Annotated in this window: 11 protein-coding genes; 6 read left to right on the forward strand and 5 right to left on the reverse strand. The window is 65.7% G+C overall.

All coding sequences use genetic code 11. The features are described 5' to 3' along the window. Window positions 1-2: 2 nt before the first annotated feature. The 3 genes from ABFX19_RS03555 to ABFX19_RS03565 are packed head-to-tail and all read right to left on the reverse strand — an operon-like array spanning window position 3 to window position 4,164. A complete protein-coding gene (locus ABFX19_RS03555; protein WP_346027494.1) occupies window positions 3-1,703 on the reverse strand; it encodes an amidase in 1,701 nt (566 codons plus the stop codon). Beyond that, a complete protein-coding gene (locus ABFX19_RS03560) occupies window positions 1,703-2,776 on the reverse strand; it encodes an agmatine deiminase family protein (protein WP_346027495.1) in 1,074 nt (357 codons plus the stop codon). The genes ABFX19_RS03555 and ABFX19_RS03560 overlap by 1 nt, the downstream gene beginning before the upstream one ends. Next, window positions 2,773-4,164 (reverse strand): flavin monoamine oxidase family protein, encoded by a 1,392-nt coding sequence (locus tag ABFX19_RS03565; protein WP_346027496.1) that lies wholly within the window; start codon window positions 4,162-4,164, stop codon window positions 2,773-2,775. The genes ABFX19_RS03560 and ABFX19_RS03565 overlap by 4 nt, the downstream gene beginning before the upstream one ends. Window positions 4,165-4,332: 168 nt before the next feature. On the opposite strand from ABFX19_RS03565, the gene ABFX19_RS03570 reads away from it, so the two are divergent. From ABFX19_RS03570 to ABFX19_RS03580, 3 genes are all read left to right on the forward strand, one after another. Then, window positions 4,333-4,704: an Hpt domain-containing protein gene (locus ABFX19_RS03570; protein ID WP_277359611.1), complete on the forward strand. Its 372-nt coding sequence runs from the start codon at window positions 4,333-4,335 to the stop codon at window positions 4,702-4,704. A 33-nt stretch (window positions 4,705-4,737) separates the two neighbouring features. Further along, complete coding sequence (locus tag ABFX19_RS03575) at window positions 4,738-5,622, forward strand: EamA family transporter (RefSeq protein ID WP_346027497.1); 885 nt, start codon at window positions 4,738-4,740, stop codon at window positions 5,620-5,622. Window positions 5,623-5,693: 71 nt separating this feature from the next. Continuing rightward, window positions 5,694-6,929, forward strand: a complete 1,236-nt coding sequence (locus tag ABFX19_RS03580; protein WP_346027498.1) for an amidohydrolase — start codon at window positions 5,694-5,696, stop codon at window positions 6,927-6,929. Here ABFX19_RS03580 and ABFX19_RS03585 read toward each other — a convergent pair. Next, window positions 6,902-8,095, reverse strand: coding sequence for an ROK family transcriptional regulator (locus ABFX19_RS03585; RefSeq protein ID WP_346027499.1), 1,194 nt, complete (start codon window positions 8,093-8,095; stop codon window positions 6,902-6,904). The two genes, ABFX19_RS03580 and ABFX19_RS03585, sit on opposite strands and share 28 nt — an antisense overlap. A 154-nt stretch (window positions 8,096-8,249) precedes the next feature. Between ABFX19_RS03585 and xylA the strand changes: the two genes are divergently transcribed. Both xylA and xylB read left to right on the forward strand, forming a co-directional pair. Next, the gene (gene xylA, locus ABFX19_RS03590) at window positions 8,250-9,440 is read left to right on the forward strand and encodes a xylose isomerase (protein ID WP_277359607.1); all 1,191 of its coding nucleotides are present in this window, start codon (window positions 8,250-8,252) and stop codon (window positions 9,438-9,440) included. 120 nt (window positions 9,441-9,560) lie between these two features. Next, the gene (xylB, locus tag ABFX19_RS03595; protein WP_346027500.1) at window positions 9,561-10,958 is read left to right on the forward strand and encodes a xylulokinase; all 1,398 of its coding nucleotides are present in this window, start codon (window positions 9,561-9,563) and stop codon (window positions 10,956-10,958) included. Between the two features lie 24 nt (window positions 10,959-10,982). Here xylB and vapB read toward each other — a convergent pair whose 3' ends face one another. Further along, window positions 10,983-11,195, reverse strand: a complete 213-nt coding sequence (gene vapB, locus ABFX19_RS16060; RefSeq protein WP_404800768.1) for a type II toxin-antitoxin system VapB family antitoxin — start codon at window positions 11,193-11,195, stop codon at window positions 10,983-10,985. 93 nt (window positions 11,196-11,288) lie between these two features. Here vapB and ABFX19_RS03600 point away from each other — a divergent pair, with 93 nt between their 5' ends. Next, a complete protein-coding gene (locus tag ABFX19_RS03600; RefSeq protein ID WP_346027501.1) occupies window positions 11,289-12,314 on the forward strand; it encodes an LLM class flavin-dependent oxidoreductase in 1,026 nt (341 codons plus the stop codon). The last annotated feature ends 8 nt before the right edge of the window (window positions 12,315-12,322 follow it).

Genomic DNA, 12,322 nt, shown 5'->3' on the forward strand with positions numbered 1-12,322 from the left:
GGTCAGACCTGCGGCGTCCTGGGTGGAGCTACCCGGCGTGAGCCAGTTGCTTCGAAGGCAGCAGCCAGCCGCAGCAGCTCGTTGTCCGAATACGCCTTTCCCGCGAAAGTCAGGCCCACCGGCATCCCGAGATCGGCCATCACGCCCATCGGAACGGTGACCGTCGGGATGCCGAGGTGGCGCGGCACCAGGTTGCCGTTGGACACCCACACTCCGTTGCGCCACGCGAGGTCCGCGGAGGCAACGGAGGTATCTGTGTCCGCAGGTCCGACGTCGGCCGCTGCCGGGAAGATGACCGCGTCCAGTCTGTTCTCATCCATCCATTCGTGAAGGTCCAGCCGGCGGGTCTCCTGCAGACCACGCAGCCCCTCCTCCAGATGGGGGATGTCGGTCAGGGACACCGGTCCGTGCCGGCGGATGACGTCCGGGTACTCGGCGATGTCGTCGTCGAAGCCGGTATACCGGTCCGGCAGCGCGCCTTCCGGCGCAGGGAAGATCGTGGCGCCGTCGACGTCGGCAAGTGACGCCAACTGCGGATCGGTGTTCGCCTGCAGGAAGTCTTCCCAGGCCCAGGCGGACAGGTCTCCGATCTCGTGCTTGAGGTATTCGGGGCTGACGAGTCCGCGGGTGCTGATGGTCGGCGCACCGGGCCTGTCACCCTCGTAGTTGGAGACCACGGGAAAGTTGACCTCGACCACCTCGGCGCCCGCGTTCTCCAGATCCCGCCGCGCTGCCTGCCAGAGTTCGATGACCGACTGCCGCGTCTCGATCCGCTGGCCGGTGGGGCCGCCGATGCCGGGTGCCGCTGCAGTGCCGGCGGGGTTGTCCTTGTTGATGTACATGCGGGGCACACCGAAGCGCTTCCCCTTCAGTGCGCTGCGGTCAGCGGCCAACGACCGGTACGACGGCGGACGCACCTCCGAGGCGCGCGGAACGGACACCCAGGGCTGGACGCGCCAGAAGTCGCCGCGGGTCTCGGTATCGTCGGCGACGATGACGTCGAGGACCTCGAGCAGATCCGCCATGGTGCGCGTATGGGGAACCACAACGTCCATGGTGGGCACGAGCGGCCAGTTTCCCCGCACCGAGATGACACCCGGCGAGGGCGTGTACGCGCACAGTGCGTTGTTCGACGCCGGAGCACGGCCTGATGACCACGTTTCCTCAGCCAGCCCGAAGGCGGCGAAGCTGGCGGCCGTCGCGGTGCCGGATCCGTTGGAGGAGCCGGACGCGAAAGCGGCGGTGAGGTAGTCAGCGTTGTAGGGGCTTTCAGCCCGTCCGTAAACGCCGCGCTGCATTCCGCCGTTGGCCATCGGCGGCATGTTGGTGAGGCCGATGAGGATGGCGCCGGCGCCGCGAAGCCGCTCAATGGTGAACGCGTCCCGCTGCGCGATGAGGCCCTGAAACGCCGGGGAACCCGCAGCAACCGTGAGCCCCTTAGCCTGGTAGCTGTCCTTCGCGGTGTACGGGATGCCGTCCAACGGACCGAGAGTTTCACCCTTCTGCCGGCGGCGGTCAGAGGCCCGCGCTTCTTCCAGCGCATCCGGGTTCATGACGACGACTGAGTTGAGCCGGATGCCCGCCTTGTCATAGACCGCAATGCGGTTCAGGTAGCTCCCGACGAGCTCCTCGCTGGTTACTTGGCCGGTCTCGAGTGCCGCGCGAAGATCCGCGATACCGGCTTCGACGACATTGAAACCCATCAGCGGTTCCCCTCACTCCGGCCCGCCGTGGCTCGCGCCGCGGGTTGCTGCTGGGTGATGCAGTGGACGCCGCCGCCGAAGGAGAAAATGTCGCGGGCGTCGACGAGTTCAACGGTTCGCCCCGGGTAGGCGCGGCCGAGGACGTCGGCGGCAACGGCGTCGTTCTCGTCATCGAAGGCACACAGGATCACTGCGCCGTTCGCCACGTAGTGGTTGATGTAGGAGTAGTCCACAAAGCCGTCGTCGTCGGTGAGGACCGTGGGCGCCAGCACGTCGATGATCTCCAGAGGGTGACTATCGGCGTCGACCGCTCTCTCCAGTTCGGACCGCAGGAAGCGGCTCACCTCGTAGTCGGGGTGTTCGGGGTTGTCCTGCCTGTGGAGGAGAACAGCGCCCGACGGCGTGAACGCGGCGACGATGTCCACGTGACCGCGGGTGCCGAACTCCTCATAGTCGCGGCTGAGCCCGCGCGGCAGCCAGACTGCGTGCCGGGTGCCCAAACGGGCGTGAAGCTCTGCTTCGACGGATTCCTTGGTGGCTCCCGGGTTGCGTCCGGGATCGAGCTGGACCGTCTCGGTGAGCAGGACCGTTCCACGGCCGTCGACGTGGAAGCCGCCGCCCTCATTCACAAGCGTGCTGTCCTCGACCGGGGCACCGGCGTGCGCGGCGACCGCCCGGCCAACGTGCTGGTCCTTCTCCCACGCCGCCCAGTGCTGGGCGCCCCAACCGTTGAAGATCCAGTTGACGGCGTGCGTGGAACCGTCCGATGCATGGACGAACGTAGGCCCGGAATCGCGGAGCCACGCGTCGTCGAGCTCGGTCTCCTGCACCGCAATGTCGGCTCCCAGCAGTGTGCGGGCGGTCGCGGCGTCGGCCGGATCCGCGAGGACGGTCACGGGTTCGTAGCGGGCGATGGTCCGGGCCACGCGGGACCAGGCCTCGCGTGCCCGGCCGAGGCTCTCGCTACCAGGTGCGCCGAATGTGTCATTGGAGGGCGGGAAGGCCATCCAGGTGCGCTCATGCCGCTCCCACTCGGCGGGCATGACGGTGGCGGCGGTCAGTGAAGCGTTCATCCGATGAGAGCGCGCTGGTTCTGGAGCGCCGTCGTAATGTTTCGGGCGGTCAGCTGACCCATGCGAACGGCGCCGTCGACGTGCTGGTAGCCCTCGGCCGCGAGGTCGGAGCTGGACCAGTAGATGGGGCCCACCGGGGTCAGCTGGTGCTTGGCGTAGCGGTGCAGGCCGCCGAGGTCATAGCTGGCTGCGTACGCGCCCCGGGTCCATTCCTCGGAGCCCCAGTCCGACTCGTAGTACACCTCGGGCTCCAGGGCTTTCGGTCCCAGGAACCCGGCGATGGACTCGAGGATCTGCCGGCGCCGGTCCTCGACGGAGAATTCAAACATGGCGTCGGCCTTCTCATCGGAAATGAAGGCAACGAGGGTTCCGCGGGAGTCTTCGTGGTTGGTGTTGTCGTAAACCTCCTGCACAATCGACCCTGCACTGAAGCCGGTGCCGGACAGTCCGTCCTCGCGCCAGAACGGCGTCTCATAGACGGCGTGCACCTTGATGACCAGGCCCAGTGACTGGTGCTGATGCATCTGGTGCTGCCTGCGCGGCAACGGGGGTTCGTAGGAGACCCGCGAGTACAGGTTCGGCGGAACGGCCATGACGGCGTACCGCGCGTTGACAGTGACGCTTTCCGAGATGGCGGTCACCGTGGTGGTTCCGTCCTGGCTTTCCGACCAGCGTAGGGTGCGGACGGGACTGTTCAGGACGACGCAGTCCCCCAACTCAGCTGCGATGCGCTCTGACACCGACTGCATTCCACCGACAACACGCTTGTCGAGGATGAAGTCCTCGTCCACCAGGTTCGAGAACGAGCCGGCGGACGCGGCCATCAGCACGGCCTGCAGCGTTGAGAAAGCGTGAGCCGGCTTGGTGAGCATGCCGCCCGCGATGAAGAGGCCGATGTTGTTGCAGGCTTCCTCATCATCCGACTGCTGCCGGAGCCAGGAATGGAAGGAAACGGTATCCAGCTCCCTGGCCTGCGGGTGCTCCCACGGAGCCTTGGGATCCATCTGGGCAGCCAGGCGGTCCAGCTCGTCGATAAGCCGTGACATCTCCGCGCTCGTCCGGCGGCTCACGGGGAACATCTCGCCGGTGTACCGGACGGCCTTGCCGTCCGCTCCGATGTAGACGGACTCACCCTCGCGGTAGCGCGAGTAGGTTTCCAGTCCGAGCTCCTTGAGTAGGCCGATCAGCGCCTCCTGATCCGGCGACACCCACTGTCCGCCGAGTTCCAGGACAGCGCCGTCGATCACATCGGTATGGGTCCGGCCGCCCACGCGGTCCCGCGCCTCAAGAACGGTAACGGAGTGGCCGGCCTTCCGCAGTTCCCTCGCTGCAGTCAGTCCTGACGGTCCTGCACCAACGACGACGACGTCGCTTTCGATAATCCTCATGATGTCCTCTCTACACGGGTGGCGCCGTGCTAAAACGAATGACATTCGTTTATGTCCAATTACTGTAGAGGAAGGGGTCCGGTTTGAAAAGCTCGGCATCGTCGGCACTGTTGCGCCGCCGTCGTCATACCGATGTTTTCCCATGCTTCCTCTCCTACATTGAGCCGCATGTCGAAGAACAAACGCGCTCCGCTTGTGGACCGGAAGGTTCTGCACAGGCTGGAGGATGAGTTCGAGGATCCCGGTCCTGCGCATTCCTTTGTGCGCGACTTCGTTGCCTTCTGGGACGAACGGTACCTCCGCCTCGCGGAGGCCGTGCAACGACATGATGAAGCCGCATCCCTCGACGCACTGCTCAGCGTGCGGATTGGCTCGGCCATGATCGGCGCCGCCCGGCTCGCGAAACTCGCGGCGGAACTTGAATCGAGCCTGAAACGCGGACACCTGGGCGCCGTGGCCGAAGCACTTCCGCAGGTCAAGGAGTGCGGCGATGCAACGGTCAGAAAGCTGACAACGAAGTACATCGACGCGAGTTGGTGATGCTCGGGGCCGCGATCCGGACAGAATGTAGGTATGCGCACCTCCTCCATCCCTGCTCCCGTGCTGATGATCATGGCGGTGCTGTCCGTCCAGTTCGGTGCAGCCCTGGCCAGGACGCAGTTCGACGCCGTGGGCCCCACCGGCGCAGTGTTCCTCCGGTTGCTGTTCGGGGCGTTGATCCTGCTGGCTGTTGTGCGCCCGAAGGTACGCGGGTGGAAGCGCGAGCAGTGGGCAGCCGCAGCGGTGCTGGGCGTCGCGCTGGCAGGGATGAACAGCCTTATCTACCTCGCCATCGGCGTCATCCCGATTGGCGTGGCCGTGACGCTCGAGTTCACCGGCCCGCTCCTGCTGGCACTGGTGCAGACCCGGCGCCTCACTGACGCGGCGTGGGCACTGCTGGCGTTTGCCGGCGTCGTTCTTTTGGGGTTCGACGACGGCAGCGTCCTGCCGCTCGCCGGCATCCTCTTTGCGCTCGGCGCGGGCGCGTTCTGGGCCATCTACATTCTCGCCAGCGCACGCGTGGGGCGGCTGGTTCCCGGTGTCGAGGGCCTGGCTGTGTCCATGGCGATCGGAGCGGTGATCGTCCTGCCGTTCGGTGCGCCGTCCGCCGCCGCGGGCGCTCTCGTGTCACCGCTGGTGCTGCCGGTGTTCGTTGGTGTTGCCCTGCTCTCCAGCGCGTTCCCCTATGCACTGGAGATGCTCGCACTGCAGCGGCTGTCCACGCGGGTGTTCGGCGTGCTGTCCGCCCTGGGGCCGGCCATGGCCGCGCTCGCGGGACTGCTGGTGCTCAGCCAGGCGCTGGGCGCCCGGGAAATCATTGCGCTGGTGCTGGTCACCGCTGCATCGATTGGAGTGACGGTCGGCGTACGACGACGGCGCCCGCCTGCTTCGGAGATTCCGCCCACTCCCGCTCCGTGAGCGTTGGCAACCGTCGCTAGACTGGGCTGGTTGCCGCCGGCAACCTTGGCGCGTGAGCGAGGAGGCTCCCAATGATTCTGCACCAGGTACGCCCGTGGGGCGGCGAACTGTCGGACGTGGAACTGCAGGACGGGCGCATTGCCGCCATCCGGCCTTCCTCAACGGCACCGGAGGGTGCTGCTGCGGGCGGCGAGACACGCGCCGGCGTCGTCGATGGCAGGGGGCGCCTGCTGCTTCCATCCTTCTCCGATGTCCATGTCCACCTTGACTCGACACGGCTCGGGCTGCCGTTCCGGCCGCATACCGGCCGCCCGGGTGTGTGGGGAATGATGCTGAATGATCGCGAGAATTGGCGCACGGCCGAAGCACCCATCGCGGACCGGACCGCTTTCACGCTTGCCACCATGATTGAGCACGGCACCACCCGGGTACGCAGCTACGCGCAGATCGACGCCGACTGCCGGCTCGAACGTTTCGACGCGGTGGTCGCCGCCCGGGAGACGCACCGTGCACGCGCTGACGTGGAGATCATCGCGTTCCCACAGGCTGGCCTCCTGCTTGAAGAGGGCGTGGTGCCGCTGATTGAGGAATCCCTGAAACAGGGCGCGGACGTGATCGGCGGGATCGACCCGTGCCAGCTGGACAGGGATCCCGTGCGCCATCTCGACATCGTTTTCGGGCTGGCCGAAAAGTACCAGGTGCCGATCGACATTCATCTCCATGAGCCGGGCGAGCTCGGCGTCTACAGCGCGGACCTCATCCTCGAGCGGACCCGGGCCGCCGGGATGCAGGGCAGGGTCACCATTTCCCACGGGTACTCACTCGGCAGCGTGTCGGAAAGCACCACCCGCCGGCTGATCGACGAGTTCGCGGAGGCGGACATTGCCATGGCGACGGTAGCGCCGTCAGTTCGGGACCCGTTGCCGCTGCGGCAGCTCACTGAAGCCGGCGTCCGTGTTGGGCTCGGCGAGGACGGTCAGCGCGATTACTGGTCCCCCTATGGCAATGGGGACATGCTTGAGCGCACCTGGCAGCTCGCGTTCACCAACGGATACCGGGCGGACGAGCTCATTGAGCACTGCTTTGCCGTCGCCAGTATCGGCGGTGCGGCAATTATGGATCCTGGGTCGGAAAGGTTGACCAGCGTCAGCGACCGGCCGGGCCTCCAGGTCGGCGACCCGGCTGAGCTGTTGCTCCTTGCGGGTGAAACCGTCACCTCGGCCGTCATGGACCGGCCGTGGGACCGTACGGTGATTCATCAGGGACGTGTGGTGGCGGATCAGCTGGGCCTGGCACCGCTTTCCTGACCGGGCGCAACGCTTCGAGGTTCGGTGAGGAGCCCGGCGAACACTGCCTCTGCGGCTCCCACGAGGAGCAGTTCGGCGCCGAGGGCGGCACGCTCGAGGCGCACCTTAGTGCCCAGGCCGCTGATCGGTCCCGCCGCTACAGCCGCGCTCAACCGCTCCCTGTCCGCGGCAAGCAACACGCCGAGGAAGCCGCCGAGCACAATTATCTGCGGATTGAAGACGTTCACGAGGTTGCCAAGCGCAATGGCCAACAGGTCTGTCTGCCGCCGGATCTCGCGCAGCACCGGGAATGTCTGGGTGGCAAGCAGGGCGTCCTCGAGTTGTTCCGCCTGGGCATGGTTCAGGTTGACAACCTTCAGCAGCCGATCGAGGTTGACCTCGGTTTCAAGGCACCCACGGCGGCCGCAGTGGCATTGCTCCCCGCCGGGCCGCGTCACCATGTGCCCAAACTCGCCGGCGTACCCGGACGCCCCACCCAAAGGCTGCCCGCCGACAATCGCGCCGCCACCGATGCCGGAGGCGCTGCCGTTCAGGTAGAGCGCGTCACTGTAGCCCGCCGCTGCGCCGAAGATACTCTCGGCGAGTGTGCCGAGCGTCGCATCATTGGCCGCCACAACGGGCATGCCCAGCGCTTGGCGGAAGGGCCCGACGACGTCGACATCCTTCCAGCCGAGATGCGGCGCGAGCAACACCTGGCCTACTTCCGCGTTGACCAGTCCGGGGATGGCAAGGCCCAGACCGAGCACATGCTCGCTTCCCGCCAGTTCCACCGAAAGCCCCTCCACGACGGCGCGCGTGATGTTGACCGCCTCCTCCAGCGAAGGGATGGATGAGGTGTTGTAGCGGATCCGGCGATGGACCATGCCGCCCAGGCCAACGACGCCCACCGTCACCGCATCGACGTCGGGATTGACCGCCAGCGCAACGACGCGTTCACTGGCGTGGACCATGGGGCTGGGGCGGCCAACCCTCGCAGCAGCAACATCCGTCTCATACACCAGGCCAAGAGCGGACAGTTCGCCAACGAGGGCGCCAATGGTGGACCGGGTGAGGTTGCAGCGCTGAACGAGGGCGGCGCGGGTGAGGGGGCCGTGCCGGTGGGCAGCGGTGAGTACGGCGGAGAGGTTGCGGCGCCGCAGATCCTCAGTGCCGCTACGCTCGGTCACTCCCAGCCCCTCACCCTATTTGTCCTGGACGTAAACATAGCACTTCTCCGGTCGAAATCTGGGCCGAAAGGTGTTGACGGATGGAGAGTGCGGCTATATGTTTTAGTCACGAACTTATCGCTTCATTCAGCTCAACTCAGTGCGGAGTACATCCATGTCACCTCAGCCCACACCGGCAGATCGCTTCACCTTCGGCCTCTGGACCGTCGGATGGACCGGGACCGACCCCTTCGGCACCGACACGCGCGCAGCGCTCGATCCCGTTGAGGCGGTCCACCGTCTCGCCGAACTCGGCGCCTACGGCGTCACCTTCCATGACAATGACCTTGTCCCGTTCGGTTCCACGGACCAGCAGCGCGAAAGCATTCTCGGCAGCTTCCGCGACGCATTGGCTGAGACCGGTCTGAAGGTTCCGATGGTGACCACCAACCTGTTCAGCCACCCGGTGTTCAAGGATGGCGGCTTTACCAGCAATGACCGCTCCATCCGCCGGTTCGCCCTGCGGAAGGTACTGACCAACATCGACCTCGCGGCTGAGCTCGGCGCCGAGACGTTCGTGATGTGGGGAGGCCGTGAGGGTGCGGAGTATGACGGCTCCAAGGATCTGGCGGCTGCCCTGAACCGAATGAAGGAAGGCGTGGACACTGTCGCCGGCTACATCAAGGAGAAGGGCTACGGCCTCCGCCTTGCCCTTGAGCCGAAGCCGAACGAACCCCGCGGGGACATCTTCCTGCCGACGGTGGGCCATGCCCTGGCTTTCATCGCCGAACTCGAGCACGGCGACATTGTGGGTGTGAACCCTGAGACCGGTCACGAGCAGATGGCGGGCCTGAACTTCACCCACGGCATTGCGCAGGCGCTCTGGGCCGGCAAGCTCTTCCACATTGACCTCAACGGCCAGAAGGGAATCAAGTACGATCAGGACCTCGTGTTTGGGCACGGTGACCTTTCCAGCGCCTTCTTCACGGTCGACCTCCTGGAGAACGGCTTCCCCAACGGCGGTCCACGCTATGAGGGCCCGCGCCACTTCGACTACAAGCCGTCCCGCACCGACGGTTACGACGGCGTCTGGAACTCAGCCCGGGCCAACATGTCCATGTACCTACTGCTCAAGGAACGCGCTCTCGCTTTCCGTGCCGATCCGGAGGTGCAGGAGGCGCTGAAGGCATCCGGCGTCGTCGAACTCGGTGAAACCACTCTGGCAGCGGGGGAAACCACCGCTGATCTTCTCGCGGACCGGACTGCGTTTGAGGATTTCGACGCCGAGAAGGCCTCCGAGCGGTCCTTCGCTTTCATCCGGTTGAACCAGCTGGCCATGGAGCACCTCCTCGGATCGCGCTCCTAACTTTCCACCCCACCACCTGAAGTTTTTGTCGCCTAGTTGACGTTTTCGAGCAGTTATAGCAGCAACTAGGCGACAAAAACTTTCCCCTTCCGAGGGTGAAAATGCAGTGAAGGAACAGTCATGGCCCTGGTAGCCGGAGTAGACAGCTCCACACAGTCGTGCAAAGTGGTCATCCGGGATGCGGAATCCGGCGAACTGGTGCGCTCCGGCTCAGCGCAGCACCCGCCGGGCACCGAAGTACACCCCGACGCCTGGTGGACTGCCCTACGGGAAGCCATTGCAACGGCGGGCGGCTTCGACGACGTCGCGGCCGTCTCAGTCGCCGGCCAGCAGCACGGCATGGTGTGTCTGGATGCCAACGGTGAGGTTGTCCGACCGGCGCTGCTCTGGAATGACACGCGCTCGGCCGAAGCAGCGGCGGCGCTCGTCCGGGAGAAGGGCGCACAGTGGTGGGCCGAGACAACCGGCACCGTTCCGGTGGCTTCTCTGACCGCGACAAAGTTGCGGTGGCTCGCCGAGAACGAGCCGGAGAACGCCGCGAGAACGGCGGCCGTGTGTCTGCCGCACGACTGGCTCAGCTGGCGCCTCGCCGGCCACGGCCCGGGGTCGGGTTCCGAAGGGCTGAAGGAGCTGGCTACCGACCGTTCGGACGCGTCCGGGACGGGTTACTGGTCCGCCTCGAAGGGGTACTTGACCGAGGTACTCGAAGCCACGCTGGGACATGTCCCTGTCCTTCCCGAAGTCCTCGGTCCGCTCGAGTTCCGGAAGGATCCGGAAGGGCGCATCATCGGCGCCGGCTCCGGTGACAATGCTGGGGCGGGACTGGGGGTTGGAGCGGCGGAGGGCGACGTCGTTGTTTCGGTTGGCACCTCAGGCACCGTTTTTGCGGTGTCCGGCAGCCCGACGTCGGACGCTTCCGGTTTGGTGGCCGGTTTCGCTGACGCTACAGGCAACTATCTGCCCCTGGTGTGCACGCTTAATGCCACCCTCGTGCTCGACACCACCGCGCGTTTGCTCGACGTTGACCATAGCGAGTTCGCCCGGCTTGCGCTGAGCGCTCCGGCGGGTGCCGACGGCCTCATCCTCGTGCCCTATTTCTCGGGCGAGCGCACCCCCAACCTGCCCGATGCCACCGGTTCTTTGCACGGCCTGACTTTGGACAACTACACGCCCGCGAACGTGGCGAGAGCCGCCGTCGAGGGCGTGGTCTGCTCCCTCGCGGATGGGCTCCAGGCGCTGACCGACGCGGGAGTTGTTGCGCGGCGGGTCATCCTCGTGGGCGGAGGCGCGCGATCAGAAGCACTGCGGGAGATTGTTAGTGCCGTTTTCGGTCTACCGGTGTCTGTTCCGAGCCCCGGCGAATACGTGGCCGACGGCGCTGCCCGCCAGGCTGCCGGAGCGCTGCATGGCGCGCTGCCGGACTGGCGGACCAGCGGCGTCGAGCTCGTTGATTCTGCTCCGACTCCGGAGGTGCTGACGCGCTACCGGGAAGTGGCGAGGCGTACGAGCGGCAACTAGAAGTTCATGCGGAAGGTGCGAACGCTATTCCGACGTTTGTTCCCGCTCAGCCGGGTAGCTACCGTCCGCTGGCAGGTCGGCAAACCAGGAGTCCCATGACCGATCTACAGGCGTGATTATCCGCGATGGGCCATCTTGAATGACCACAACTTCGTTCACATTGTCAGGCCATTGCAGGGCTTCGGGTATCCGAATGATTTGGGACCGACTGGTCCTGAGAATCTTTGTGGTGGTCATCGTCTCTCCCTACACGAACAGTGTTCCAACAAGTGCAGCCGGCGACAAGGCTTTGAAAGGAATGCACCGCCGTTCGGCGTGGTTGTGGCGGGTATGAAGCGCATCGGATTCCTGTCCTTTGGCCACTGGTCACCCCTCGAAGGCTCACGCACGCGCACGGCCCGTGATTCACTCCTGCAGGGCATCGAACTCGCCGAAGCCGCCGAGGAGATCGGTATCGACGGCGCGTTCTTCCGGGTCCACCACTTTGCCCGCCAGCAGGCGGCGCCCTTCCCATTGCTCTCCGCAATCGCAGCGCGCACCTCGCGGATCGAAATCGGCACCGGGGTCATCGATATGAGATACGAAAATCCCCTGTATATGGCAGAAGAGGCGGCCGAAGCGGACCTCATCAGCGGCGGCCGGCTGCAACTCGGCATCAGCCGGGGATCACCCGAGCCGGCACTCAATGGCGCGGCCAACTTCGGTTATGTGCCAGCCGACGGCGAAGAGCCGGCTGACATGGCCCGCCGTCACACAGAGGTGTTCCGTTACGCAATCAGCGGCGCGGGGATCGCGCAGGCAGACCCGCGCCAGGGCTCCGGCCTCCTCCCGGTCCAGCCGCACTCCCCCGGGCTCAGCGAACGCATCTGGTGGGGTGCCGGAACACGGAAAACTGCCGTCTGGGCCGCAGAGCAAGGCATGAACCTCATGAGCTCTACCCTGCTGACCGAAGACACCGGTGTGCCGTTCGACCAGCTTCAGGCCGAGCAGATCCAGCTGTTCCGCGACGCGTGGAACAAAGCCGGTCACTCCTTTGCGCCCCGCGTTTCGGTCAGCCGCAGCGTCATCCCGATCGTCGACGACGAGGACCGCCAGTACTTCGCCCTGAGCGCGCTCCGCGAGACCCGCGACCAGGTGGGAGTGCTCGACGGCGCGATGTCCCGATTCGGCAAGAGCTACATCGGCGAGCCGGACAAGATCGCCGCGGAACTGGCCAACGACGACGCCGTCCGTGCCGCAGACACCCTCATGCTCACCGTGCCCAACCAGCTCGGTGTGGACTACAACGCCAAGTTGCTGCGCAACATTGCAGACCACGTGGCCCCGGCAATCGGGTGGGAGCGGACGATCGCCTAAGCCAGCAA

The sequence above is a fragment of the Arthrobacter parietis genome, from assembly GCF_039530425.1.
In the GTDB taxonomy this organism is placed as follows: Bacteria; Actinomycetota; Actinomycetes; order Actinomycetales; family Micrococcaceae; genus Arthrobacter_D; species Arthrobacter_D parietis.